This is a genomic window from Brevibacillus brevis (assembly GCF_900637055.1).
Classification (GTDB): Bacteria; Bacillota; Bacilli; order Brevibacillales; family Brevibacillaceae; genus Brevibacillus; species Brevibacillus brevis.
Genome location: NZ_LR134338.1, coordinates 5,759,531 through 5,785,885 on the forward strand (window position 1 = coordinate 5,759,531; position 26,355 = coordinate 5,785,885).

25 protein-coding genes and 1 riboswitch are annotated in these 26,355 nt (G+C 49.3%); of the genes, 12 read left to right on the forward strand and 13 right to left on the reverse strand.

Going from position 1 to position 26,355, the window contains the following annotated elements; translation table 11 throughout:
- Positions 1-32: 32 nt before the first annotated feature.
- Positions 33-1,751 (reverse strand): DUF4179 domain-containing protein, encoded by a 1,719-nt coding sequence (locus EL268_RS27935; protein WP_106652658.1) that lies wholly within the window; start codon positions 1,749-1,751, stop codon positions 33-35.
- On the reverse strand, positions 1,748-2,302 hold the full coding sequence (locus EL268_RS27940; RefSeq protein ID WP_106652657.1) for an RNA polymerase sigma factor: 555 nt from the start codon (positions 2,300-2,302) through the stop codon (positions 1,748-1,750). Before EL268_RS27940 ends, EL268_RS27935 begins: the two co-directional genes overlap by 4 nt.
- A gap of 334 nt (positions 2,303-2,636) precedes the next feature.
- Between EL268_RS27940 and EL268_RS27945 the strand changes: the two genes are divergently transcribed.
- The gene (locus EL268_RS27945) at positions 2,637-3,887 is read left to right on the forward strand and encodes an MFS transporter (protein ID WP_164724534.1); all 1,251 of its coding nucleotides are present in this window, start codon (positions 2,637-2,639) and stop codon (positions 3,885-3,887) included.
- A 90-nt stretch (positions 3,888-3,977) separates the two neighbouring features.
- Here the strand turns inward: EL268_RS27945 and EL268_RS27950 are convergent, their stop codons facing one another.
- From EL268_RS27950 to EL268_RS27965, 4 genes are all read right to left on the reverse strand, one after another.
- Entirely contained in the window at positions 3,978-4,679 is a 702-nt protein-coding gene (locus EL268_RS27950; protein WP_106652655.1) for an SDR family oxidoreductase, read from the reverse strand.
- Positions 4,680-4,965: 286 nt separating this feature from the next.
- Positions 4,966-5,394 (reverse strand): BrxA/BrxB family bacilliredoxin, encoded by a 429-nt coding sequence (locus EL268_RS27955; protein WP_106652654.1) that lies wholly within the window; start codon positions 5,392-5,394, stop codon positions 4,966-4,968.
- Positions 5,395-5,473: 79 nt separating this feature from the next.
- Positions 5,474-7,144, reverse strand: a complete 1,671-nt coding sequence (gene rnjA / locus EL268_RS27960) for a ribonuclease J1 (RefSeq protein ID WP_106652653.1) — start codon at positions 7,142-7,144, stop codon at positions 5,474-5,476.
- Between the two features lie 98 nt (positions 7,145-7,242).
- A complete protein-coding gene (locus tag EL268_RS27965; protein ID WP_106652652.1) occupies positions 7,243-8,013 on the reverse strand; it encodes a hypothetical protein in 771 nt (256 codons plus the stop codon).
- A 103-nt stretch (positions 8,014-8,116) separates the two neighbouring features.
- Between EL268_RS27965 and EL268_RS27970 the strand changes: the two genes are divergently transcribed.
- Positions 8,117-8,455 (forward strand): YqzG/YhdC family protein, encoded by a 339-nt coding sequence (locus EL268_RS27970; protein ID WP_106652651.1) that lies wholly within the window; start codon positions 8,117-8,119, stop codon positions 8,453-8,455.
- On the opposite strand, the gene EL268_RS27975 is transcribed toward EL268_RS27970, so the two are convergent.
- Both EL268_RS27975 and EL268_RS27980 read right to left on the reverse strand, forming a co-directional pair.
- Positions 8,452-9,078, reverse strand: coding sequence for an SCO family protein (locus EL268_RS27975; RefSeq protein ID WP_232030120.1), 627 nt, complete (start codon positions 9,076-9,078; stop codon positions 8,452-8,454). The two genes, EL268_RS27970 and EL268_RS27975, sit on opposite strands and share 4 nt — an antisense overlap.
- An 80-nt stretch (positions 9,079-9,158) precedes the next feature.
- A complete protein-coding gene (locus EL268_RS27980; RefSeq protein WP_047073938.1) occupies positions 9,159-9,470 on the reverse strand; it encodes a rhodanese-like domain-containing protein in 312 nt (103 codons plus the stop codon).
- Positions 9,471-9,782: 312 nt separating this feature from the next.
- A riboswitch (SAM riboswitch) is annotated at positions 9,783-9,889 on the forward strand.
- Between the two features lie 91 nt (positions 9,890-9,980).
- Here EL268_RS27980 and EL268_RS27985 point away from each other — a divergent pair.
- The 10 genes from EL268_RS27985 to EL268_RS28030 all read left to right on the forward strand — a co-directional run bounded on the left by EL268_RS27985 (position 9,981) and on the right by EL268_RS28030 (position 21,103).
- Entirely contained in the window at positions 9,981-11,285 is a 1,305-nt protein-coding gene (locus EL268_RS27985) for a homocysteine synthase (RefSeq protein ID WP_106652649.1), read from the forward strand.
- Between the two features lie 156 nt (positions 11,286-11,441).
- Positions 11,442-12,491 carry an ArsR/SmtB family transcription factor gene (locus tag EL268_RS27990; protein WP_106652648.1) on the forward strand — a complete coding sequence of 350 codons (1,050 nt, stop codon included), beginning with the start codon at positions 11,442-11,444 and terminating at the stop codon, positions 12,489-12,491.
- On the forward strand, positions 12,488-13,714 hold the full coding sequence (locus tag EL268_RS27995) for an MFS transporter (protein ID WP_106652647.1): 1,227 nt from the start codon (positions 12,488-12,490) through the stop codon (positions 13,712-13,714). The genes EL268_RS27990 and EL268_RS27995 overlap by 4 nt, the downstream gene beginning before the upstream one ends.
- 53 nt (positions 13,715-13,767) lie before the next feature.
- Positions 13,768-14,706 (forward strand): AAA family ATPase, encoded by a 939-nt coding sequence (locus EL268_RS28000; protein WP_106652646.1) that lies wholly within the window; start codon positions 13,768-13,770, stop codon positions 14,704-14,706.
- Positions 14,707-14,710: 4 nt separating this feature from the next.
- Complete coding sequence (locus EL268_RS28005) at positions 14,711-15,901, forward strand: DUF58 domain-containing protein (RefSeq protein WP_106652645.1); 1,191 nt, start codon at positions 14,711-14,713, stop codon at positions 15,899-15,901.
- Positions 15,898-17,226, forward strand: coding sequence for a DUF4129 domain-containing protein (locus tag EL268_RS28010; protein ID WP_106652644.1), 1,329 nt, complete (start codon positions 15,898-15,900; stop codon positions 17,224-17,226). The genes EL268_RS28005 and EL268_RS28010 overlap by 4 nt, the downstream gene beginning before the upstream one ends.
- Positions 17,227-17,378: 152 nt before the next feature.
- On the forward strand, positions 17,379-18,476 hold the full coding sequence (locus EL268_RS28015; protein WP_106652643.1) for an ArsR/SmtB family transcription factor: 1,098 nt from the start codon (positions 17,379-17,381) through the stop codon (positions 18,474-18,476).
- Between the two features lies 1 nt (position 18,477).
- The gene (locus EL268_RS28020) at positions 18,478-19,287 is read left to right on the forward strand and encodes an ABC transporter permease (RefSeq protein WP_106652642.1); all 810 of its coding nucleotides are present in this window, start codon (positions 18,478-18,480) and stop codon (positions 19,285-19,287) included.
- 17 nt (positions 19,288-19,304) lie between these two features.
- Positions 19,305-20,291 carry an ABC transporter ATP-binding protein gene (locus EL268_RS28025; RefSeq protein WP_106652641.1) on the forward strand — a complete coding sequence of 329 codons (987 nt, stop codon included), beginning with the start codon at positions 19,305-19,307 and terminating at the stop codon, positions 20,289-20,291.
- Positions 20,288-21,103 (forward strand): ABC transporter permease, encoded by an 816-nt coding sequence (locus tag EL268_RS28030; RefSeq protein WP_106652640.1) that lies wholly within the window; start codon positions 20,288-20,290, stop codon positions 21,101-21,103. Before EL268_RS28025 ends, EL268_RS28030 begins: the two co-directional genes overlap by 4 nt.
- 29 nt (positions 21,104-21,132) lie before the next feature.
- Here the strand turns inward: EL268_RS28030 and EL268_RS33155 are convergent, their stop codons facing one another.
- The 5 genes from EL268_RS33155 to EL268_RS28055 all read right to left on the reverse strand — a co-directional run bounded on the left by EL268_RS33155 (position 21,133) and on the right by EL268_RS28055 (position 26,301).
- Positions 21,133-21,462, reverse strand: a complete 330-nt coding sequence (locus EL268_RS33155; RefSeq protein WP_174769464.1) for a Rossmann-fold NAD(P)-binding domain-containing protein — start codon at positions 21,460-21,462, stop codon at positions 21,133-21,135.
- Between the two features lie 410 nt (positions 21,463-21,872).
- Positions 21,873-22,568 carry a M24 family metallopeptidase gene (locus tag EL268_RS28040; RefSeq protein WP_106652639.1) on the reverse strand — a complete coding sequence of 232 codons (696 nt, stop codon included), beginning with the start codon at positions 22,566-22,568 and terminating at the stop codon, positions 21,873-21,875.
- A 20-nt stretch (positions 22,569-22,588) separates the two neighbouring features.
- Complete coding sequence (locus tag EL268_RS28045) at positions 22,589-23,362, reverse strand: HAD-IIB family hydrolase (RefSeq protein WP_106652638.1); 774 nt, start codon at positions 23,360-23,362, stop codon at positions 22,589-22,591.
- Between the two features lie 103 nt (positions 23,363-23,465).
- The gene (pdxR, locus tag EL268_RS28050; protein WP_106652637.1) at positions 23,466-24,851 is read right to left on the reverse strand and encodes a MocR-like pyridoxine biosynthesis transcription factor PdxR; all 1,386 of its coding nucleotides are present in this window, start codon (positions 24,849-24,851) and stop codon (positions 23,466-23,468) included.
- A gap of 70 nt (positions 24,852-24,921) precedes the next feature.
- Positions 24,922-26,301, reverse strand: coding sequence for an MFS transporter (locus tag EL268_RS28055; RefSeq protein WP_106652636.1), 1,380 nt, complete (start codon positions 26,299-26,301; stop codon positions 24,922-24,924).
- Positions 26,302-26,355 lie beyond the last annotated feature (54 nt).

Genomic DNA, 26,355 nt, shown 5'->3' on the forward strand with positions numbered 1-26,355 from the left:
CTTTTACAGGACCGAGCGGCTTTTTTGTTAAACTATTTCTTTTCTTCCTTAATGGATACTTCCCAATCTGCCTTATGCTCTTTGTACATCGCGTTGAAACCAACCGTCAGTTCCTTCACATCTGCATTTTCACTCCAAACCTTCAGTTGGCCTGTGATGTTCAATGTGCCGTCCTTATTGACTGTCTGGTCGAATAAGAAATTGCCCCCTTCATCATTTCCCTTATCATCGGACACCTTCCAATCGTATGGAACTCCGACGATATCTTTGGCAAACTTGCCCTCTACCTCAATTGTGTAAACCGATCTATCATTTTCCATTTCCTTCTTCACAGATTTAAAAGTAAACTCATTTCCATCACTTTTTACAGTGATCGGTTTCTTTTTCAGTTCAGCCAATGGCAGCTTTGCCTGGAGTGTTGACTTTTCTGCTGTATAGATTGCATCAAGCTTCAGTGTCAGGTTCTTGGCCGGGTCTATTGGCATGTACGTATGAACCCAACTCGTCAATGGTTCCGTTCTTGTATAGTCCATGTGCGAGTAACTCCCCGCGCCATAACTCTCGCTTATGATAACGAGATTGTCATCCCTATCATCGTCGTGCATCATGTCATCCCATTTGCCCACTACGGTACCCGTTTCATCCAGGAGCTCGTAACGAATGCCCTGTAGTTTTCTATCCGGCTTGCTGGTCGTGAACTCTAGCTCCGTACCAGTGGGAGCGAAGCGCGCTTCCTTTAACTCCACTGTCGTCCCGGTCGGGGTTTCTAACTGCTTATTCACCGCTGCTGTTTTCATGGCTGCTTTTGCTGGTCGCATATCAATTGGGATATCGAAATTCCATGTGCCTTTCGTATCTGTCAGGCGCTTCACCCGCAGTTCCAAAATCAATTCGTCCGGCATTGGATTCGCTTCATTAAAGAATGCGTCCATATCGCTTCCGTAGCCGTAGGCGAAGTTTTCACCATTCGGCAGCGGCAGCCAGCGCAGCAATTCCTGCGATTTATCATCTATTCTCGTGATTACTTTGCCATTTTTATCCTTTAGTCGAACTTCCCTGAATTCATTCACATTGTCGCCTGTAATGACCGAGAACTGATCCTTCCAGAACGAAGGAATCTTTTTGCCTGACGAGTCCTTCACCGAGCCCAGAATCATGATTCGCAACGGATCGGCTACAACCGCATTGATTTCCATGGTCAGCCCTTGGTTTGTCACCTTCAAGTCAAGCGGCTGTACAAAGCCGTTTTCTGCCGCTTTCTTCACGCCAATGTCTGTCTGCTTTTTATCAAACAGGTCGACTACTTGTTTCGCATTGTAAGGCCCTTTTGTTACCATTATCTCACTCGGATTGATCGAGGCATAAATTCCATTCATATAGTTCGCAAACGTAGGAGAAACTGCTGTTCCGAATGTAACCACCATAGCCAATCCTGCAACTGCAATCGTTGTTTTCTTCACTATATCCACACTCCGCTTTTTCCAATTTATTTGAACGGGTTGTTTTTGAACGGGTTTGAGTACGTTCATCGGGTAAGCGGGGAGCTTGTCCATGACATTTTGAACGGTTGCCTCCGTCTGCCAAACATCTTCCGCCACATCATCGAATGGATCCAGCTCATCCAAATATTGCTCAAACTTCAACTGGCACACGCTGCATGTATCCAGATGTTGTTGTACGTCTTGTTTCACTCGAAAAGGAAGCTTGTCTTCCAAATACGCGTTCAGCATGAATGTATCCAAGCATGTCATAGGTAGAGGTCCCCTCCTTTACCCGAATTCGCAATGGCATTTTTGAGCTTGGCCCTTCCTCTGGAAAGACGTGTTCGCACCGTACTGATGGGAACATCCAGCTCCTCGCTAATTTCTTCGTAGCTCAAAAATTGGAGGTAACGCAGTTCGAGGACGACGCGGTATTTGGACTCCAGGGTCATCATCCGATTTTGCAAAAAGGCTCTCTGCTCCTTAGCAAGGTACTCCATTTCAGGTGTTTGGCTGGTAGCCACTTCAATCTCTGCATCTGTAACCGTAATCGATCTTTTCCTGTTACGCAGTTCATCGAAACAATAATTGGTGGCGATCCTGTAGAGCCAGGCACCAAATTCGTAGCTTTTGCTGTAGTCACCCAAATGGTAATACACCTTGATAAAGATCTCCTGAGCGATGTCCTGCTCAAGATGCGGCTGCCCGATCATCTTGCGAATGAGCAATCTGACCCTTTTGTTATATTTTTGTATGATCTGAGAATATGCCTCTTTGTTCCCCTGGAGGACCTCCTCAATGATCAGCCTGTCGTCCTGCATCTGTCTTCCTCCCCATATCAAAACCTGTATCAAGGGCTACAGGTTCAAAAAGGTACGCTGCGCAGCTATCACCTTTTTGCTTATACACTGTAATACGACGGAAAATGGTGGAAAAAGATCGCAACTTTTTTTGATAAATTTTATGAAATAGTCGAACGAAAAAGTGGAGGTTTGTATTACCTGAGAGTTATTTGCGGCAGTCGGGTAGCCTAAATAGCAATCGAGAAGAAATCACTGTAGACACTCATATGCTAATATAGGAATGTCTTTCGTACAGAGAGAATGGGAGACGGCATCTTACCATAACGAGAGAAAGAGAGGGTAAACATATTTGATGGAAGCCAATGATCATGTAGCGCCAAATCCACATTGGAAAAAGAACATTATTCTCTTTCTAAGCAGTCAGGCGATTTCACTTTTTGGATCATCTTTAGTTCAATATGCGATGATGTGGTATATAACGCTAAATACGCAATCCGGCATCATGATGACGTTGTATATCATTTGCGGCTTCATCCCTACTTTTCTTTTATCTCCCGTTGCGGGAGTTTGGGCAGACCGCTACAATCGCAAACTGTTGATCATTTATGCCGATGCAATGATTGCCTTTGCAACACTTATACTCGCGATCGTCTTTTTAATGGGATACAATGCGACTTGGCTGCTCTTTCTCATGGCAGCTATTCGTGCAGTCGGAGCCGGTATTCAAACCCCGGCTGTCGGAGCTATTTTGCCGCAAATTGTACCAAGCGACCAACTGACGAGAATCAATGGCATAAACGGAAGCTTGCACGCTGTTATTATGTTCGTATCCCCGATGGTGAGTGCTGCATTACTTACCATGTCTACCATTGAAATGATTTTCTTTATTGATGTTATTACCGCATTGCTTGCCATTGGTACGTTGCTCGTATTCCTCAAGATTCCTTTACACGAGAAGGCTTCCGAAATACAAAAAACAAGCTACTTCAGCGATTTTAAAGAAGGATTAGTTTACATTAAAAACAATGATTTTTTGAAGAAATTCTTTCTATTCTTCGCCTTCTTCTTTATCTTGATGGCGCCCGCTGCATTTTTGACCCCTCTGCAAGTTACACGCAGCTTCGGCGACGAGGTTTGGCGGTTAACGGCCATCGAAATTGCTTTTTCAGTCGGGATGATGGCTGGCGGAGGAATTATTGCCTCTTGGGGAGGCTTTACAAACAGAGTGCACACCATGACATTCGCGAGCTTAATCATGGGGGCCTGCACATTAGCCCTTGGAATCATTCCGAACTTTTGGATTTATCTAGTCTTCATGGCTCTATTTGGCGTTGCCATGCCCATTTTCAATACCCCGACAATGGTTTTGGTTCAAGAGAAAGTGGATGAAAACTATATGGGAAGAATATTTGGTGTGTTCGGCATGATTTCCACGTCGATGATGCCAATGGGTATGCTTATTTTTGGACCGATCGCAGATGTTGTTAAAATTGAGTGGCTTCTGGTTGCAACGGGGCTGTTCATCTTAATACTGGCTATGTTATTAGGGAAAAATAAAGTATTAATACAAGCTGGAAAGCCAAAATTGAATGAATCTCCATAAATAAAGTCTCCCATCCACGGGAGATTTTTTTATACCAAAAAAGCTGCCGAGGGCATTCTCGGCAGTATGGTGAAACAATGGCAACGACATTCAGTTGTTTCTCACAGGTGGGCAGGTGAGCGATTTTCCGTTATCTTGCGGACCTAGTCCGATGATGTACGGTACCGCCACACGGCTCCACTCTACTGGATTCGGTGCCGTGTCCACATCTTCTGGTGAGCATAAACGGAGCATGGATGTATCGATACTGCCTCCCGGATCAAGCGCCACTGCTGCCATTCCCTCAGGTAATTCTGCTGCCAATGATTGCGTCAATCCTTCGATGGCGAACTTCGAAGCGCAGTACGGCGATAAAAACGCTTCCCCGTGTCTTCCCCAGTACGAGCTGATATTTACGACGACTCCACCATTTGCGCGTTGAACCATAAACGGTAAAAAGGAGCGAATTACATAGAAAACACCATTCACATTGATGTCCATCACTCTCGAAAACTCACTTGCTGCAAGCCCAATGACTGGACTGTTCCGGTTAATAATGGAGGCATTGTTAATCAACAGATCGGGAACTCCCACCTCGGCATTCACTTCCTCAGCCCATTTTTCCACCTGCTCCATTACCGAAACATCGACAACAGAAAAATGATGCTGATCCCCGAATTGCTGACGCAGCCCTTGGACCTCTTTCTCCGAACGCCCGCAGCCTGCAACCGTCCAGCCTGCTTCGTGAAAACGATCCACCATTGCCCTGCCCAAACCACGTGTCACGCCTGTAATCACTATCAGCTTGTTCATTGCTCTCCCCCTCCGTTATTATACTTATTAAACATTTTAGTATAATAACGAAAGGGAATCAATCCCAATAAATTGGAGTTTGGTACTCTTTTTGCGTTTCCCCGCTAATCACTTCGGCGCGGACAGTACAGGCTTCCCTGTGGGACAGAGCCTGGAGCCTAGTCTGGAAATATTCTTCTCCCCACTACAGCCACTTTTAAACTTCAAGAAGGAGCGACCGCGTTTTAGCGGAAAGTCTGTAAAAAAGACGCCCGTTGCCGGGCGCCTCGTGATGTTTCGTACTTCCTTATTTGTAAGTGTCGTAAGCGTTGGTCAACAAGCCTGCGATTGTTGCCAGATCATTGTTTTCGATCTGATGACGCTCGATCATCGTCTTGATTTCGCCGTCTTTCATGATCGCAAAGGATGGGGAAGACGGTGCATAGCCTTCGAAATACTCACGTGCTTTTGCAGTCGCTTCCTTGTCTTGACCTGCAAATACAGTGAAGATGTTATCCGGCTTTGTAGCGTGATTCAAGGAATGTACAACTGCTGGACGAGCGAGTCCTGCTGCGCAGCCACAAACCGAGTTCACAACAACAAGTGTCAGGCCTTTTGCATTCGGCAGTGCTTGCTCTACTTCTTCCGCAGTGCGAAGCTCTTGAAAACCGTTGCGAGTCAACTCATCGCGCATCGGTTGAATTACTTGGCTCATATATGCTTCATAAGACATCATTGGGCAACCTCTCCTTTGTATCACGTGTTCAACTTACTTATTATTATACCCCGACTTCGCCTACCCGAGAAAGCAGGAGCTACACTTCCATCAAAATGGTAAGAATCATTGGGTTACGGCCTGTTTTTTCGTAAATAAACGGCTTAATCACTTCATTAATCTGTGACTTCAGCTCAGACCATTCCTTGATTTTCTTATCCAATGCTTCCTGCAAACGCCCACGAACGAGCTGTGTTGCTTCCTGAATCAAGGATTCTGAACCGCGTACGTATACGAAGCCGCGGCTCACGATATCTGGGCCCGTCAAAATTTTGAAGTTCTTCATATCGAGACTGACAACCACGACCATCAAGCCATCCTCAGCCAAATGCTTGCGGTCGCGCAGGACGATATTGCCGACGTCGCCGATACCACTGCCATCAATAAGGACAATCCCTGCTTGCACTTTGCTGAGCCACGCTTTTTCGCGGTTGCAATTCAGCACTTCGCCGTTGTCCATAATAAAGATGTTGCTCTCCTCGATCCCAACCTGTTGGGCCAACTTGGAGTGAGTCTTGAGCATCCGGTATTCCCCGTGGATCGGGATGAAATATTTCGGACGAATGAAGTTGAGCATGAGCTTCAACTCTTCGCTGCTGCCATGACCCGACGCGTGAATATCAAATTCGTGACTCAATACTACGTTGGCACCAGCACGGTACAGCTTGTCTATCGTGCGGCTTACGTTGATCGTATTTCCTGGAATCGGAGATGCAGAAATGATTACCGTATCTTCCGGATAAATGGAAACGGTACGATGGGAACCGGATGCAATCCGGGTCAACGCTGCCATCGGCTCACCTTGACTGCCCGTGCAAATAATCAGCACTTGGTTGTCTGCGTAGTTGTCGATGTGCTTAATATCAATCAGCATGCCCTCTGGCATCTGGATATAGCCCAGCTCTTGTCCAATCAAAAAAACCTTTTCCATACTGCGGCCAATTACCGCCACTTTGCGATTGCACTGCTCTGCAGCATCTACCACCTGTTGCAGGCGATGTACGTTGGAAGCGAAGGTAGCCAGAATGATGCGTCCACGCGCTTTGCGTACCACATCGAGAATCCCTTCCCCTACCGATCTCTCTGACATCGTAAAACCAGGGCGCTCACTGTTCGTACTATCTGACAAAAGCGCCAAAACGTCCCCGCTCGCACCAATGCGTGCAATTTTTCCGTACTCCGTTGTTTGTCCGACTGGTGTCATGTCAAACTTGAAGTCACCCGTGTGAATGACCATTCCCTCTGGTGTATGGAGCACAATTCCCAAGGAATCAGGAATACTGTGGTTCGTCCGGAAGAATGTCGCCTTCAGCTTCGCAAAAGGAATTTCCGTATCTTCCGAAATCGGAATCAGCTTCACTTCATTTAGCAACCGGTGCTCTTCCAGCTTCGCCTTGACCAAGCCCAGGGTCAGACGACCACCGTAAATCGGCACCTTGATTTGCCGTAAAATATAAGGAATCGCACCAATGTGATCCTCATGTCCGTGCGTTAACAAAAGTGCTTTGATCTTGTGCTGGTTGTCCACTAAATAGGAAACATCCGGGATAACCAGATCAATACCGAACATTTCATTCTCGGGGAATTTCACCCCGCAGTCAATGATGATGATTTCGTCCTCATACTCGACGCAGTACATATTTTTTCCGATCTCGCCGAGGCCGCCCATCGCGAAAATCTTAACGTCGCTCAATCTCTTTCCTCCTAACATCGTCGTGCATGATTATGGGAACCCGAACCAAGCATGCCATTCTTATTATATCACAACGTAAGACGTTCGTTTCACACAGTCTTGTCTATTCCACACATTCATCTTCGGTCAATAATCGAATACTGATACACCAAATCGGCAACTCGTTCATCGGTAACGACACTGGCTCTTGCCCAGAAGTCGTGCTTTGCATACGAATCGCCCGTCCATACCTCCGTAATTTCTCCTGAAGAGAGCTTTAGTGGTACGGCCTCGACTTCTTTTAATACGGTGCCGCCTTTGTTTTTCAATCGCAGCTTCAAATCGATCTCCAACGGCTGATCCGATTGATTGCGTACTAGGATCAGACTTGTATAGGGATACCCGGCACAATTTTTGGTACAGTCTTGTCTGCTGTACACGATGGCGAGATCAATAGGCTTCTCATTGTTCATCTCCGCCGCTTGCCACTTCTCTTTTGCTTTTTGTACAACGTTGACATACTCCGCTTTCTTCAAAAAGGGCCCCATTCCTAAAAAGGCCGCAGCAAAAAAGCAAAACAACCCAAAGGCCGTGCATAGAAACACAAGGTTCATCTTCCAAAACTGTTTTCTCATCGTAATCAAAAAGCCGATATACAGGAGGATACAAACAAATACCAAAAAGATACAAAAGTACAAAAAGACTTCCAAGTCGGACTCCGTAGGTAACACCGGAATGCCATACTTCACTTGCCAATAGACATTCGCAGCGAAGCAGCCTCCATAAATCAATACGGCAGAAGCAATCGTGAGCCCCCATTTTTTCCAGAAAGGAGGCTTTTGGAAAATCGCCGCAAGAACCCCCACCAAAACAGGAACGCCAAATAACGGAATGAGCAAGTAATGCATCGAATACCTCCCGCACTTCATTGTCATTATTTTCTACGAATGATATTCCGAAAAGTCTTCAAAATACATGGCAAACCATTTCGAAAAGGAGAGGGATAAGCAAGTGCAAACCGCTCGTCGCCTATTTCGCTATCGGTACATGATGCCCCTTCTCTCCACTGTACTTTTCCTGCTCATCTTTCAGCCGTTCCCTACCTATGCCCAGCCTCCCTATGCAAAATGGGGCAGGCTCGCGATACAGGAAACGATGAAACGATATCCAAACGCTCAAATTGTGGACTACCTGCATGTCGGACGAAAACAAAAAACGCCCACCACATCGGAAGAGACGTTTAAGCTCTTGCTTCAAGAAAGCAATCGCAGGTGGGCGTTACTCGTTCATATTGAATTCGTGAATCAGACAGAAGAAGTCGTAAACATCTCCTATGAGGAGACCCGCTAGTCAGCGAGCTGTACCATCTCTTTCATCATGACTTCCATGTCCATGTCTGCTGCCATCCCGTACGCGCGGCGCATGTTTCCATCTCCATCCACAAGGAACATGCGAGCCGTATGGGCATAAGAACCATCTGGCTGCTTAATGACCATCAAACCAAAATCCTTCGTTACTTTCTCTACAGCCTGAGCATCCCCGCGCAGGAACTTCCAGCCACTCTGATCTGCCTTGAACTTGGCTGCATACTCCTGCAAGACTTTCGGGGTATCGTTATCAGGGTCAAAGGAAATGGAGATAAACTCTACTTTGTCTCCAAACAGTCCCTTTTCTTTTAACTGATCTTGCAGCTTGGCCATGTTGTACGTGGTAGCCGGACAAATATCCGGGCACTTGGTAAACATAAACTCCACCAGTCTTACCTTGCCAGCACTTTCATTAAATGTATAGGTTGTTCCGTCACTGTTGTCCAAGGTGAAGTCTGCGATGGGCTTCAACACTTCGATCTTTTCTTGTGTCATGTACTTATAACCAAATACTCCGACGATAGCCAAAATGATAATACCAGCTAATACAGGAAACCAATGTTTCTTCATCGCAGATTCCTGCTGCAATTGTGTTCCTTCACTCATGGGTTGCTTCCTCCCTGCTTGTCCCATGCGTGATGCCTCCTGATTCACGCGGGAGGCATTCACACTGTTTCTTTACCATCTTACTGTTCCACTTCACCTGGCCATGCGAGCATGCCGCCAACCATATTCGCCACGTCATACCCTTGTGCACTCAAATACTCTGTAGCTGTATTGCTTCTGGCACCACTGCGGCAAACCATCACAATCGGAATGTTCTTATCCAGCTCATCGATACGGTGCGGCAAAAAGCCGAGTGGGATCAGCTTTGCCTCTTTGATGTGACCTGCATTCCACTCATCGACTTCGCGTACATCAATGACTTGCAGTTCCTCTTTGGCTTCCAGCTTTTCCAACAGCTCTTGTGGTGTAATTTCTTTTACTCCATGGCTCATCGCTATTTATCCTCCTATATGTACGATCAGATCAGTTGTAACCACCTCCATGATATCACACGCTTTTTTACTTTTCTAACGCGAAGAGCACCTGGCTTCACCTATGCGCTCTTGCTCCCTATTTTCTACCATTATCTCCTATTTCACTGCGGCAGTAGCCACACGGGATGTGAACAGCTTGAGACAAAACCGTTACAAATTAATGGCATGAGTGAACACCTTTCATCCATATATACACAAAATCCTCCCCGATAACTGTATATTTCACATTGACAGCGAGGTTTTATTTTCATACAATTACGACAACAATCATTATCATCAAGAGCGGTGGAGGGACAGGCCCTACGAAACCCGGCAACCAGCAAACTAGCTGCATGGTGCCAATTCCTGCAGAATCCAGTGATTCTGAGAGATGAACAAAAGCCCGTGCATGATCGGAGCCCTTCTTCTTCTCAGGAGAATGCTCCGTTTTTTTATTAGCCGATTTCCATAGTAAAAGGAGAGATGGACATGTCCGATCAACAACAATGGAAGCCAGAAACACTTGCGGTTCACGGCGGGCAGGAGGTTGACCCTGTAACAGGCTCACGTGCTGTTCCGATCTATCAGACGACCTCCTATGTTTTCCGCGATACAGAGCATGCAGCGAATCTGTTTGGCTTAAAAGAGTTTGGGAATATCTATACACGCATCATGAATCCGACGCAGGATGTGTTTGAGAAGCGTGTTGCCCTGCTCGAAGGTGGTGTTGGTGCACTCGCGACTGCATCCGGGCAAGCTGCCATTACATTCGCCATCTTGAATATTGCGCATGCAGGAGACGAGATTGTTGCTTCCAGCAGCCTCTACGGCGGTACCTACAACCTGTTCGCTCACACGCTTCCCCGCCTCGGTATCAAGGTTCATTTTGCTGATCAATCCAATCCGGAAAATTTCCGTGCCTCTATCAATGAAAAGACAAAAGCTGTGTTTTGCGAGACGATCGGCAATCCGCGCATTGATGTTGCTGATATTGAGGCGATCGCCAATATTGCTCACGAAAATGGCGTGCCTTTGATCGTGGACAACACCTTCGCGACTCCGATTTTGTGCCGTCCTTTTGAGCACGGGGCCGATATTGTCGTGCACTCCACCACCAAATTCATCGGCGGCCACGGAACAGCCATTGGCGGTATCATCGTAGACTCAGGAAAATTCGACTGGAACAACGGGAAATTCCCTGGCTTGACTACACCAGATCCAAGCTACCATGGTGTCGTCTATACAGAAGCTGTTGGTCCACTCGCCTATATTATCAAGGCACGCGTTCAGCTCCAGCGCGATATCGGCGCTGCCGTCGCTCCGATCAACTCGTTCTTGTTCCTGCAAGGATTAGAAACCTTGCATCTGCGCATCGAGCGGCATAGCCAGAACGCCTTGGCAGTAGCCCAGTTCCTCGCCAATCACTCTGCTGTAGAGTGGGTGAATTATCCGGGACTGGAATCAGACTCTCAGCATGAATTGGCACAAAAATATTTGCCAAAAGGTGCTGGCGCGATCCTGACTTTTGGAATTCGCGGTGGCGTTGAGGCAGGAAAAACATTGATCGAGTCAGTGAAGCTGTTCTCCCATCTCGCAAATGTAGGGGACTCCAAGTCACTCATCATTCATCCAGCTAGCACAACACATCAGCAGATGACGGAAGAAGAGCAGGCAGCCGCCGGAGTGACCCCGGGACTTATTCGCCTCTCCGTCGGCACAGAGTCGATCGACGATATCATTTCTGATTTGGAGCAAGCGCTGCAGCGTGCGTCGAAATTATCCACGGTAGGCTAGCCATACCTTTGACAGGACAGAAGAATCACGTGATCTCTTCGGATAGAGATTGGTGATTCTTCTTTTCCTTTTCTATTTTCGTTCGAAAAATATTGAATTTTACATTCGGAATTTATAAAATAAATAATCATGTACAAATTTTGGAAGGATGGTCACATGAAAATTTTGAACATTGGCAGTGAACGAACAACTTATCGGGTGGAGGTCACGTACTCTCCTTTATTCGAAGCTGCCTTGGGAATCGCTGCCGCTACCTACGATCAATTGCATCACACGATGGAACACCCTCCTGCCTACTGGCGTCAACTGTTGGACGAGCTGTCCCCTTCTGTACGGCAAGAGGTCGACTATGCGAAGGAGCACAATACGTGGAAGACGCTTTTGCAACTGCTCGATCTTTGCCCTTTCGCTGATCTGGATTCCTTTCTCTCGTATGTCAGAGAGCTCTCAACAGAACAGCTCCGATACGAGGCCCTCCCTTATCTAGGTGAAAACATGCAGGATGCACGGCGGAATGCTGCACGAGGAAGCAAAGATGCTTGCGCCGCTTTGCAGAAAGCGTGCCGCGCGCACCTCTTTTTTGAATCGTATATCGGACATATGACTTCCGTGGATGCAGAAGAGCTGCGAGGTCATATTCTCCGATTGATGGAAGGCTGGTATACCACTCATATCAAGCTGCATGAGGAAGAAATCGTTCGCATGCTAGAACGGGATTGGTCGCAAAAGCAAAACAAGCTAGCAAAGCTTAACCCGGAAGCCTTGGTGGAGTATGCGACAGGATCGAACTATCTCCCTGAGCCTGCCGTGACACGCGTACTGTTGATTCCGCAAGCGATCTATCGCCCGTGGACCGTACAGGCCGATGCTGTTGGGACGAAAATTTTTTATTACCCTGTTGCCGACGAAAATTTGCACGATGCTGTAGATCCTTATCAGCCACCCCCTTCACTGGTGCAAGCCTTAAAAGCACTCGGAGATGAGCACAGGCTGCGCATGGTCAAAATGCTGGCGGAAAAGGACCTGAGTCTGCAAGAGATAACAGATCAACTCTCCATGGCGAAATCGACCGTGCACCATCATCTGTCCATGCTGCGTTCTGCCCATCTCGTTGAAACGGCAGGCTCCCGATACAGACTTCGCCGTCATAAGCTGGACAAGCTCCCCCTGTTGTGGGATGAATTTCTGGACAGGAGCACCCCATGAACCAAACTGTAGTACAAGCCTCTGTCTGGCAGCAGCGTTCTTATCGTTGGATTCTTTTCGGCCAGCTCATTTCAGAACTCGGCGCCTCACTCGGTACCCTCGCCAATAGCTGGATCATCTATCAGGCAACTGGCTCTCAAGGTGCAGTCGGACAGATGTGGCTTTTGTATTTCTTGCCGTCTCTCGCTATTCAGTTGGTAGCCGGACCGTACATCGACCGATTCGACAAGAAGCGTGTCATGCTTTTTTCTCAATGGATGCGAGCTGCTGCGTTTTGTTTGTCCTTTGCGGTCATTACTTCCGGGACAGATTCGCTCTGGCCGTTGTATTTCACTGCCTTGATCAACGGTCTCGTTCAACCGCTGTATGTGCCAGCTAGCCAGTCGCTCCTCCCTGCTCTGGTCAAAAGAGAGCAGCTCCTCCAAGCCAATGCCTATTTGGATAGTGTCCTGCGAATTGCCTTGATTACAGGTCCTCCTTTGGGTGGGATTCTCGTAGCGAGTATCGGCGGTGAATGGGTACTCGCATTGGTCGCGATCAGCTATGCGCTCAGCGGTTTCTTTCTGGTTCTTTGTCCACTCGCCCCAGCGGATAGCGCCACCAAGAAGCAACCGTGGTTCGTCATGTTTAAGGCTGGTCTTGCGATTTTTTGGCAGAAGCCCCTTCTGCTCTGGCTTGGCCTGTACTCGGCTCTCGTCCAATTTGCTGTCGGAGTCACGCTCGTACTAAACCTGCCTTTTGTAGCCGGGGAGCTGCAAGGCACCTCGTTTCATGTCGGCATGTTTTTGGCTGGTTATCCGTTGGGATATTTCTTCGGCTCCTTGCTCGTGCCTCGCTTCCGTAGCAGCCTTGGACAGCCCCTGATCATGTTGGGATCACTGGTACTAGGCGGCTTGAGCTTTGTTGCGATAGGCTTTACCCATGATATCTGGCTCGCAATCACCATCGAACTACTGGCTGGTCTGTTTGCTCCTTTTTTCCAAGTACACAGCACAAGCCTGTATCAGCTTCACGTTCCTTCCGAGCTAATGGGACGTGTACTGTCTGTCCGCCTGCTCATCGTGCGTGCGACGATGCCTGTCGGTATTTGGCTCGGTGGACAGCTGAGCGATCAGGTAGGGATTCGCCCTCTTTACATCTCTGTAGGCGCTGTTATCGTGCTCGCCGCGCTGACGGGCATATTATTTCGAAAATTTGTAAATAACAGGATATTCCATATATAATGGGAATCGTATGGTATGACTCGTCAATTTTGAATGGGAAAAGGAGAATTTTCATGACTCATCCGACATTGGATAACCTTCAGCATGCTGTCAGCAGCGTCATCGTGGGCAAAGAAAGTCAGATCCGCCTATTGGTAACGGCCTTGCTCGCACGTGGTCACGTCTTGCTGGAGGACTTGCCCGGAATGGGAAAAACCGTGCTTGCCAAAACATTGGCGCAAGCGATTGGCGGCTCTTACAACCGCCTGCAATTTACTGCGGATCTACTGCCATCTGATGTCGTAGGTCTACACGTATTCAATCAAAAAACAAGTGAATTCGAACTGCGCAAGGGACCTGTTTTTGCGGATGTCTTGCTCGCAGATGAAATAAACCGGGCCACTCCCAGGACGCAATCTGGCTTGCTGGAATGCATGGAGGAACGCCAGGTTACGATCGAAGGCGTCACCTTGCCACTGCCATCGACCATGCTGGTCATTGCTACCCAAAATCCGATCGAATCGGAAGGGACCTATCCGCTGCCGGAAGCACAGTTGGACCGCTTCCTTTTCAAGCTGTCTCTTGGCTATGGTACGCGAGAGGATGCCAAAGAAATTTTGCGGAGATTCCGCAGTGGCTCCCCATTAGAGACCGTCGAGCCGGTTATCACTGTCGAACAAATTGCGGCTCTGCAACGCGAGGTCACGACCGTTCATGTCAGTCAACCAGTGGAAGACTATGTCATCGATCTGACGGAAGCGACTCGCCAGCATCGCTCGATTGAGGTGGGCATCAGTCCGCGCGCCATGCTCGCCCTGTTGCGATCCGCCCAGGCTTACGCGTTCGTTTCTGGTCGTTCTTATGTCTTGCCGGATGATGTGAAAGTGGTGTTCCCAAGTCTGGCCGCTCACCGCATTCGCCTCTCCATGGAAGCAGAGCTGCATGTGACGGAGCAGGAAGTCGTGGAGCAAATCTTGACCAGCGTCCCCGCTCCCGTCGAAGAAAGCGTGTAGCGCTATGATCACCAAGCAAACCTTTCACATAATCGGTTTTGTCTTGCTGCTCTTCGCCGTTTTTTCCGGCCACTGGTTTTTCTTTCTGTTTGGGGGCTTTTTCTTTTTTCTGCCTGCTGCACAAGACTGGTGGGCCAAGTCCATGTCCAAATGGGTTTCGCTCGAATGGTCCAGCGATCAAACGCGCGTCCTGTCAGGGACACCCGTGCACATTACCGTTCGCTTGCACAATCGTTCGTGGCTTCCTTTGCCTGCTACCTGGCTTCGCTTCACACTGCCGGAGCATGTCTCGGTGGAAGGCGCAGACGAGGTGCGAATCCTCAATCATCGGACGAGCGTTCGCCTGCGGTTTGATCTGCCGATGCGGCAAAGTGCCACACGCACCTTGATTCTCATTCCGAACAAACGGGGCACAGTCTGGCTGACGGATGTTCAATCCGAAACATTGCCGTTATTGGGTGAGGAACCTACCGCTATGACATTGTCGATTTCCTTTTCCTTGCTGGTCTATCCGCTGCCTCTTGCTCTTTCTCCGGTCGTGCTCGCTGAAACGGAACCGGACGGGAATCGGCTGTCTCGTCAGCGCCAACAGGACGATGTCACGTTTCAGCGTGGCGTTCGGTCGTACATGCCAGGCGACCGTTTCAAGCACATCCATTGGAAGGCAACCGCCAAAACAGGGGCACTGGAGACGCGCCTGTTCGAGTATACGGCCCATCCTAACTGGAGAATCGTCGGGCATATCCTGCCCTCCTATGAACCGATGATGCAAAAGTATAACGATACCACCAATGAACGGACGATCTCGTGTCTTGCGGCTTTGGCTGGCCTGTGCAGGAGAAAATCGGTCGGATATGAGCTGTACCTCACCGTGAAGCAACGAGGACGTGAGCATTTTCATTTGCCTACGGGAAGCGGCAAGGCGCACCACTTGCACGTCATGACCCAGCTGGCGCAAATGCACCATTTTGTGACAACGCCACTGGCGCCTATTCTTCGCCGGTTAGAGGGGGCACACGGGAAGGAAGCCATTCTCATTGTGACGCCACGAATGGACCAATCCGTACAAGCCTCTGCGGAGCGCCTTGTTCAATGCGGTCATCAGGTTGCGGTGCTGGATGTCTCTTCTGCCCCTGTCATCATCCAGCGCTTTGAGCATGCTCGCTTGAAAAAAAGGAGCGTGATGATGGGATGACACTCTCTTTGATGGGCCGCTGGACGCTCGCGTTTTGGATGGAGGCCATGCTAACAGGCGTTTTCCTGATATTGTTTGGGTATATGACAGCGGGCTTTGGTCAACTGCTCTCGTTTTGCCTAGTCGCAGCGATCCTGCTCATGGCCGGGAGCTGGCTGTACCATAGTGGTGGCGGTCGCTTTATGCTCCATCTGCTGCTGTATCCCCTTGTGTTTGTCATAGGAATGGGCAGCTTCTACCTCTATGATTCCTGGCTCATCGCGCTTATACTGGCTGCTGTTTATTTTTGGAGAGTACAAAGCGCTGCATCGGAAGGTTATCGACATGACAGTCTGCAACGCAGATTTGTTCTGGCGCTGATGGCGGGCCTGATACAGCTCGTGATAGCAGTCCTTTACACCTCCATCGTTGACCCGGGTTCCTATTCGCTCGCAGCCTCTTTTTCCATGCTTGTCCTCATTACTCTCAGCTATCTTCTGGTGGCGATTGGGGCGTTCGTGCTGCGAGAAGGATTACTTTCTACGAGGCTGCCCGCTCGCATTAGCTTGCTACTCGGCAGTCAGGTGCTGGGCACTCGTATTCTTTTGATCACGGGTTATTTGGCTGTCGGTTCTATCGTACTTGGTCTCATCAATTGGATCTGGAGTTGGATAAAAGGACCTGTCAGCACTGGACTGTATACGCTCTTTGAGCCTGTGCTTATTCTCATTGTGGAATGGTTTGAACGTTTGTACGAGAGGGCGAACCAAAAACAGGCAGCGATTCAGTTATTAACGGAAAATACAGGACAAAAACCAGATAACCCCAGTGAGCAGATACAGCTCGGAGAACCACTCTTTTCTGTTCTGCAGCCATATTTAATCGTTGCCTTCATCCTCGTGTGCGTGCTCCTCCTCGGTCGGTACATATGGAAAAAGCGCTTTAAGGGGACGATTACGCTGGAAAAAGAAGTGGCGGCTGCACAAAATACCGTTTTGACCGCTGTTCCTCCCTCTTCCAGTGAAGAAAGCGCAGAAGATGGCTCTGCCAAATGGTTCAAACAGCCCATCGGCCCAGAGGATGACCCCATCAGGTACGCCTACTATCAATTCCTCGTCCTCATGGAGAAGCAAGGAATGCCAATCGAGCTGCATGAGACGCCCCAAGAGTTTTTCAATCGCCTGCGCGAACAGTCCTTGCTAGATACAGGTCAACTGGATGCAGTCGCTCGCATCACACGTTACTATCAACAATATCGCTATCAGGAGCAGTCGCTTCCCGAAGCGGATTTGACAGCGATGCAGCAAGCCGTGCAGACGCTCGGCCCTCGTTTCTCTGATACGTAATACCGTTTCACAACCACGTGCTACTCGTTAGCCGTGGTTGTTTTCTTTTTCTCTTGACATCGAGAATCCCCTCCGGCATAATTTCTTCAATTTTGCCCACTCCCAAATTGAATTCACCAAATGGTTAATTAAACAAGAAAGGAGGATGCTCCGTGCAAGATTTGCCTGACTGGCTGCGTAAGCATCTTCATATCGCATACATACCCGGCTATGAGTTTTTCTTAAGTCTCCATGTGCTTGCCAAGCCGGAGCATCACACCTCCCGCTTGCATTGGGCGGAGGAGTTGCTCAATGCTTTACCTGCCCCGCTCTTGAAAAAGCTTCACTATTTTAGTTCCATGTCCAATCAGTTTCTCGATGCCATGGACTTCCTGGCGCCTTGGGAGGAGTGCTTTGAGCATTCTGTCGAGGCCGCATTGGAGCGTGTACAGGCGATGGATGCTGGCGAGTTTGCCCAACTTATGATCGGCCCCGTCTATCATCCCAGACAACTTCACGCTTGGATGCAAGGACGTACAGACGAGATTTTTGATGAACTGAAGCCAGAGCATCGGGAGCTTTTACGCCATCCACTCTCGACCAAGCGAAGCTTTCTGGAGTTTTGCTACGACTACCTGCCTTTTTTCCAAACAGAAGAACGGCGGATTGAACCATGGCTCGTCCGCGCCGTACATGAGGCGCAAGAGCAGATCAAGCTTGATCCGATTCCGTTTTTGTCGCAGGTGCACCCGCGCTTGAAGGTGCACGAAGACTTTTTGCAATTTCACAAGGCAAAAACGTACACATTTGGCTATTCGGAGCTGGCTCGTATCCATTTGCGTGTCTCTACTTTTATTTCGCCGCATTTGTTGCTCGGCATTTACGAGGACCATATCTCCGTGTGCTTATCCGTTGACGTTCCCGGCACCAGAGCCACCTCGGTGATTCCCGCTGACTTCATCAACAAAATGAAGGTGTTCAGTGACCCGACGCGGACGGCGATTCTCAAATCATTATTGGCTCATCCTTACTGTACGCAGCAGTTGGCTGACCTGCACAGCATCAGTGAGCCTGCCGTCAACAAGCATTTGAATCTGTTGGTAGATACAGGCTTTATCTGGAGTGAACGGCGGGGACGATATGTGTTTTACCGCGCGATTGCATCACGGCTGGAACAGCTCGCAGTCGATCTGCATGAGTTCATCGATATGCCTGTTCCCGGACTTGCCGCTCCACCTACTTCATCACATCCCCCAGAACGGAGGAAATAACGTGTTTCATGTCGCCAAAACTACCTTTATCCGCAATACCCGCGTAATGATTCGTGCCTATCCGTGGTCGTTTGTCATCGGCCACATTTTTTCCGGGGTGTATACGGTGCTGTTCGCCTTCTTCGCCTATCACTATGTATTTGCCGGGCAGTTGGACGAGAAATTCGCACAGCTCACCGGCTCGTCTGATTACTTGTCGTACGCCATCCTCGGCGGAGCTTTTTATGCGTTTGCCGTCTCGACCTTGATGAATGTCAGCCGCTCACTCATTACGGAGCTGCGGGAAGGGACCTTGGAGGCGGTTTTGCTCACCCCTTCCTTGCGCAGGGGGTACTTTTTGGGGAATGTCGCCCAACAGCTCATGCGTACTTTGTTCGAATTTTCGGTGATTGTGCTTGTTGGGGCGCTGTTCGGACTCACGCTCTCTCATACAAACGTATGGAGCGCCGTCCTTGTTTGGATTTTGTCTACAGGTGCTTTCTTTTGCCAGGCGCTCGTATTGGGCAGTCTCATGCTTTGGTTCCGGGATACATACATCACACAAAACACATTGTTTGCCGTGATGGCCTTTGTCAGTGGGGTGACGTTCCCGATTCCGTATTTGCCTGAATGGGTGCAACCACTCGGGCTCATCATGCCGCTCGCGCCTGCGTTGGATGCTTTTCGGCAATGCGTGATTCAAGGAGCGCCGCTGCATGCTGTTTCACCACAGTTGTTTCATATGGCAGCCCTGTCCCTCGTCTATCTCGTCATCGGGGTGTGGGGCATTCGTCGGATGGAAAAACGCGTCATGGAATCGATTTTTGGATAACGAGGAGGACAACGATCATGCTGATTGCAGAAAATGTACGGAAGGTATACCGGGTGAAAGAGAAAAAAGGCTGGCTTCGCCAGCAATGGACAGAGGTCGAGGCAGTCGCTGATCTGTCCTTTCGCATGGTACCCGGCAAGATCATTGGATTGTTAGGCATTAATGGCGCAGGAAAAACAACCACGATCAAGATGTGCTCCACACTGCTCACCCCGACCAGCGGCACGATCACGGTAGACGGGTATGACGCGGTAAAGGACGATCGGTTCGTCAAGGCCAAGGTCAACATGATCGCAGGGGGAGAGCGCATGCTGTACTGGCGGCTGACAGGGCGGGAAAACCTGCAATATTTCGGCAGTCTGTACGGTTTGCAAGGGCAGGCCTTGCGCAATCGGATCGATTCATTGCTCTTGCAGGTTGGCCTGTATGAGGCCGCCGACACCCCTGTCGAGCGTTATTCCAAAGGCATGAAGCAACGACTGCAAATCGCCCGCGGCCTGATCAATGATCCGCGCTACCTGTTTCTTGATGAACCGACTCTCGGCTTGGACGCCCCCATCGCCCGGCAGCTTCGCCAGCATGTGGGTGAGCTCGCTTCACAGCATGGAAAAGCCATTCTGTTGACCAGCCACTACATTCATGAGGTTGAAGAGCTTTGCGACGAGGTATACATCATCGATAAAGGACGGCTCGTGGCGCATGATACACCAGAGCACCTGACTAAATCGCTTCGCCTGGACACAGCCTTGCAGGTAGTGATCCCTGCTCTCTCTGACTCGCTCGATTACGATTTGCGCCAGCTAGCTCTAGATTATGGCGGCTCGCGTGAAATCGCGGAAACGGACGATCAGACCTGGGAAGTGACGTTACGGGGCAAAACGGATATGACGACTCCGCTGCTTTCCCTCTTGGCTGCTCATCAATCCCCTGTCTTGCGTCTCTCCACCCAACAGCCATCACTGGAAGACGTCATCCTGCACATGGCAGATCGGAGGGGCGCATGAAACAGCTAGGCAGCCTGCTTTTGGCAGAAATCATCAAGGAGCATCGCCATTCGTTTCACAGCAAAATGATCTATTTCTCGCTCTTGGTCTGGCCCGTCATCAATTTTGTTACCGCGTATTATTCGTTTGCCCCGTTCCGGATGGGAGCTGATTCCCCTCTAGCCCGGTTCATCAGCTACGAACAGTTGCCGTTGTTCTTGTTGACTGGCTATTTAGGCTACATCTTTTATTGGTGTCTGGTGCAGTCGTCATGGCAAATGAGCTTTGAGAGGCAAGCGGGAACCATGGAAATGATCTTCATCAGCCCGGTCAACCGACTCGCTTTTCTGTATGGGCGTTCGCTTTCCTCACTGATCGAGGGGGTCTGGCTGTTCTTTTGCTTTGTCCTGTTAGCCTTGTTTTTTGTCAATGGCATTCAGCTGAGCGGCTGGTGGGCGCCTCCACTCGCCTTCCTCATTTTGCTGGTATCGGCCATCGTCTGGGGCGGCTTTCTCTGTGTGCTCTTTCTGTTTTCACGCGATGCGAGCTTTCTGTACACCGTTTTGGATGAGCCGATGCTGATCTTTTCCGGTGTCCGTCTGCCTCCGATGGCCTTTCCGGTTTGGGCCAAGGTCATTTCCTTTTGCTTTCCTCTGACCTACGCGCTTCAGTTGATTCGCGAGTTGTTGATGGAGGGGGCATCGTGGCAGACAATGTTGCCAAGTATGGCACTTCTGGGCGTTGTATTGCTTGTGCTGGTGACGACGACCGTCGTGTTGTTGAAGCAAGCGGAGAAGCATATGAAAAAGACCGGGAATATGGTGATGTATTAAGTCGTATCCAGTACTTTGGAACGCCTCAATTATGTTTTTTTAAAATATGGCACGTGTTCAGATGCCCACTGGGCGAAGGTTCGTGCTGGACGACCAGTGACCTGCTCGACGGTCGGAACCACTGTGTACGCAGATTTTGGAGGGTTGGCATACCATCCTAAGACGAAATCGATGGCGTCCTCTGGCGCTCCCTGCTCTCGCATACGTTCGCGTGCCTGATCTTCGGTAAGCTCGAAAAACTGGATATCCCTGCCGATCGCTTCACCAAGAATCCGAACCTTATCGAACACTGTCAGTACCTCTGGACCCGTCAGCGTGTAGGTTTTCCTGGCGTGACCATCACCGATTAATGCGGCCACCGCTACGCTAGCGATGTCGGCAATTGTGGATCATAGCGCTGGGTGAGTCACCAAATGGCTCCCGGACAATCCCTTCCATGCGAATAGACTCTGCCCATTGAAGCGCATTGGACATAAACTCAACAGGCTGGAGAAGGGTCCACTCGAGGTCACTGGATTCTACAGCCCTCTCTACAGGTCCCTTCTCGCCATTCCATAAAACCGTGACTCGCTGCACTCCTGCCTTTTGCGCCAGTTCAACAATCTCGGGTCCGGTTTGCAGTGGGGTGTAACCGTCTAGCTTCGCACTTGACGGATTTCGTGTGAGTGCGCGTACATGATGAGACTATAAGTAAATTCCGTACAATTACAAAAAAGAGACTCCGAGGAACAAACGGAATCTCCAGTAATAACTTTGAGCAACATAAACCTTACTCCACCGTCAACAGCTTCTCCACAAAGCCCCCAATTTCCCGTTCCCGATCAATAAAATGAACCTCCAAGATCCAATCGCGCGGGTGTCCGTTATGATCCGGCTCTCTCATTGGCTTGTGATTGTCAGGATGAATATAGTTGACGATATCATCCCCTTGAATTTTTTCATGCGGGAATTCACCGATGAGATGCCCGGCGTGCGGACCACCGTACTCCCAGCCGTATACTTTGGCAAGCTCGCACATGTAGGTAAACAGCTCGCTGCTTGTTATATCAGGCTTGGACAAAAAGTAAGCCTTGCCCTCGTCCCACGCTTTTTCAATATCGTCGCGCAGCTTGTGTTTTACCGGATCATTTCCAAGCACATACGTCCGCCCGAGATCGGCTTCCCAGTCTTCAAAAATGGGCCCGAAATCGAGAAAGACAATATCTTCGGGAGCGACAGTCAAGTTCGGTGGATTTTCTCGGTACGGAAACAGCGTGTTTCTCCCCGCTCGCACAATTCGCTTATGCCAATATTTTTTGATCCCGAACAATTGAAAGGCCAGCTCGTAAATCTCCTTGTTGATATCTTTTTCCGTCACACCGCTGCGAATGATGCCCTTCTCTTCGATAGTGGCAAATAAAAACTCAGCTTTGGTCTCTGCTTCGCGCAGAGCCCGATGTCTCTTCTCCAACAATGGATTCATCATTTGATGGCCTCCTTTTCAGTTTACGGAAGAGCTAACTCATACTTCTCGCCCAGCTCTCGCAATTTTGCGATAATGGATGGCTCCACCTGTTCATCCACAGTGATTTTTTCCTTTGCCCATGCAAGCAGCGGTTCATATTCGCCAATTAATACGGAATGATGTGCTTTTTCAAACAGCGGCAAATCATTCATGTCATTGCCAAAGCAGATGAACGGCTCTCCTGGCACATCGAACCGACTCAGGGCAGCCCATTTGTTCACTCCCCGATACGTAAGATCGAGAATGCCTTCTGCCGAATGATAATGTAGCGTGACGTCGAGTTCCTTGATTCTCGCCATCAATTCTTCATAACGGTCACATGATAAAATCAGGATTTTCAGCACGGCATTCAGTTGATCCACGTCCACGCGGCTGGCTGTCCGATTGGGATCGACATAGCTCAAAAAAGGATGGGTAGACACACAATTATGTGCGTAGTTCCACGAGTCATCGATAAAATACTGCGCGCGATAATCCTCGAGAATGCTGATGATTTCATGTGCCAAACGATCCGGGATCGGCACGCAGCCCTGCAAGCTCCCTTGGTGATGTGTCATCGCTCCATTCGCGCCAATGAGGAGATGATTGGCAAACCGCTCATCGAGGACAGGCAGCATGTCACGACACGGTCTTGCAGAGGCGAAACCTACCGTATGTCCCGCTTGTTCGAGTGCAAGCAGGCTATCCAAAATGTTTGTTGAGATCGGCTGACCCTTGAAACAGATCGTCCCGTCCAGATCAAAAATGAACTTCATTTTTCCCACCCTTTCTAATCGCTGTCCTGTCCATCGTAATGGATAGCCGTCCGAAGCCAAAGGGACAGATCGTTCAAGATGAGTGGGACAGAAAGCTGATCTGTTACTCGAACCAGGCACTAGCCAACAACCGAATGCCCTCCTGAATATCGTCGGGAGTTAATGCTCCGTACCCTAGCAATACCGTCGGATGCTCCCTTGTATCATGCAGCCAGTATCGGGCAGTTCCGTAGACTTTTACACCTTTCTGATAGGCACGCTCCATGAGTTCCGCTTCTGTACGCTGGCTTTTTACGGTCAAAAATACATGCAGCCCTGTATCCTTCCCTTCTATTTCCACACGTCCGTCCATGTAACGAGCGACTGCCTGAAGAAACACCTCTCGCTTTTCCGCGTAGTTTTTTCGCATGTGCTGCAAGTGTCTATGCCAATAGCCATCAGACAAATACGCCGCTAGCGTCAACTGGTCCAAGCGGGAAACAGGCTGATCGTATTCAGGCATACGCTGGTGAAAACGCGATAACAGCTCATAGGGAAGGACGACGTAGCTGACGTTTACGAGTGGCAGCAATGCTTTGGAGAGCCTCCCAATGTAGACAACCTTTTGGGGTGACAGACTCTGGATCGAAGGGATGTAGCTCTCTTGATATTTGAACTCCCATTCGTAGTCATCCTCCACCAGATAAGCATGCGATAAGGATTGCGCCCATAAGGTCAATTGGTTTCTTTTCTCCAAAGGCATCGTCATTTTGTTGATGAATTGCTGAGAAGGACTCACGTACATGATGCTTGCCCCGCTTTGCCTCAGCTCTTCGATGGATACACCGTCTGCCTCCAAGGAAATGCCGTGTACAAGGTAGCCACCGTTGAGAAACGTATTTCTCGCACCATCATAGCCCGGATTTTCTACGCCAATCACATGCTTCTCTCTGTCCAAAAGCTGGACGACAATCGACACTAACTGTTGCGGGGTAGCTCCAATAATGATCTGCTCTGGCGTAGCGAGGACTCCTCTCGTTTCATGCAGCAATTTCGAGAGTTCCTTTCGCAAGACGTATTCGCCTTGAGCCAGTCCCTCCACCATATACGTGCGCTGATGGCAGGAAATGAGCTTGTTGCGCAGCTTATTCCACGGATGAAAAGGGAATGCCCCGAGCTCGATGTTGCCGTAGCGAAAGTCATAGCGAATCGATGGTATACGAGAGTCTTCTCGCTCCGCTGGATGTTGCCCCGAAGGAGGTCCTGCCTTGTACGTCACCTGATACCCTTTTTTCGGAATACTGCTGACGTACCCTTCCGATACCAGTAGCTGATAGGCAACTTCCACCGTGTTTTTGCTGACAGCAAGCGACTGGGCACAGCTTCTAATCGAGGGGAGAAACTCTTCATACGTGATTTGGTTACGCAATATTTCGTCTTTGATAAAGTGATAGATTTGGATGAACAGTGGTTCTCCCTCTGTAAAACATATGGCAGAAAGCTCTCGCAACGAACAGGAACCCCCTTCCTTTTTTGTTTTAGTCTACCACATATTGTATTAAGCCAGAGTGAACAAAAGATCAGCTATCCGCCAGAAGGCTTTGTCTCTTGGCCCTACCGAACTGAAAGTAGTAGAAGACCATAAGACACACGTGCATCAGGGCCATCATCAAATAAATATTGCTGTAAATGAAGCCGCTCGTATACGGATTCACCGGGTTCCAATTGGTATTCGCGCCAAGATCGATAACCTTGCTGTATACCGCAGACGCGATCCCCATGGAAATGAAGCTCAGCATCGAAAAGATCCCCATGCCTACTCCCGCCTGCTCCTTCGTCAACGTCCTCGAGATCGAGTTCGCCATTGAAATTTGCATAAAAGACTGCCCCACATTGCCTAAGATCAAGAAGAGTGCAATGCCGATAACCGAGGCGCTTGTGAAAGTAGACAGCAAGCCAAAGCAGCCAATCAGTAAGCTAGACGCAACAAAATACAGAAAAGCATTCCCCCGCCTGTCCGCGAGCTTTCCTCCCACGCGACCAAGCAATGCCGAAGCGATGGCCGCTGGAACCATCACAAAGCCGATCCAGCTCGTCGATAGCTGCTGCACCTGAGCCAAGAGCAGCGGACTGAGATAATAAAGCGATATCCCCATTCCATTTATGAGAAATGCCATCAGAATCCCGATTGTATACTGCTTGTTGGCAAAAACCTTCGGCTGTACAAATGGATCGGCTACCGAACGAATTCGTACGACGAACAGGAGCAAAGTAACCAAACTCGCCAATGCAAACCACCACGATCCATTGGTTACTCCCAAAAGCAATGACGTCACGCTGATCGCGAGTAAAGAGCCGCCCACCCAATCAAACTTCCCACCAGACGTAATCTCTTCATCCTCCAAGTATTTGCGGTAGAAAGGCAGCGTAAGCAAGATCAAGAGCGGTATGGAAAACAGCCAGCGCCAATGGGCAAAGCTGACGATTAACGCCGCGACCACAGGACCGAGCGCACCGCCAAGCGCCAATCCTACTGCCGTTCTTCCCAAAACAGAACCCCTGCGCTCAGGCGGGAAGTATCGCAAAGGAATGAGCATCGCAGTAGCCGGAATGACAGCCGCCCCTACTGCCTGCAAGCATCTTCCGAAAAGGGCCATCGCAAAGGAATCGGAGACCAAACCGAAAAACGAGCCAGCCGTAAACACCAAAAGTCCAAACGTCAACAAATTCTTGAGCTTGTATCGATCCGCCAGCTTGCCATACGTCACGGTTCCGATCGCGTATAACAATCCATATGCGGTCGATAGCCAGCTCACCTGCGCTATGCTCAAACCAAACTCCTTGCTAATTTCGGGGAGTGCAATGTTAAACACCAAAGCACTCATGGATGATATGACCAAGGTAAACATCAAGATCCGGATTAATATTTCCCTGTTTTGCTGCGTTTTTGTCGCTTCCATGCCGCATCTTCCCCTTCGCTTTGTGATTCGCATTTTGACTGTCAGTACTGACTG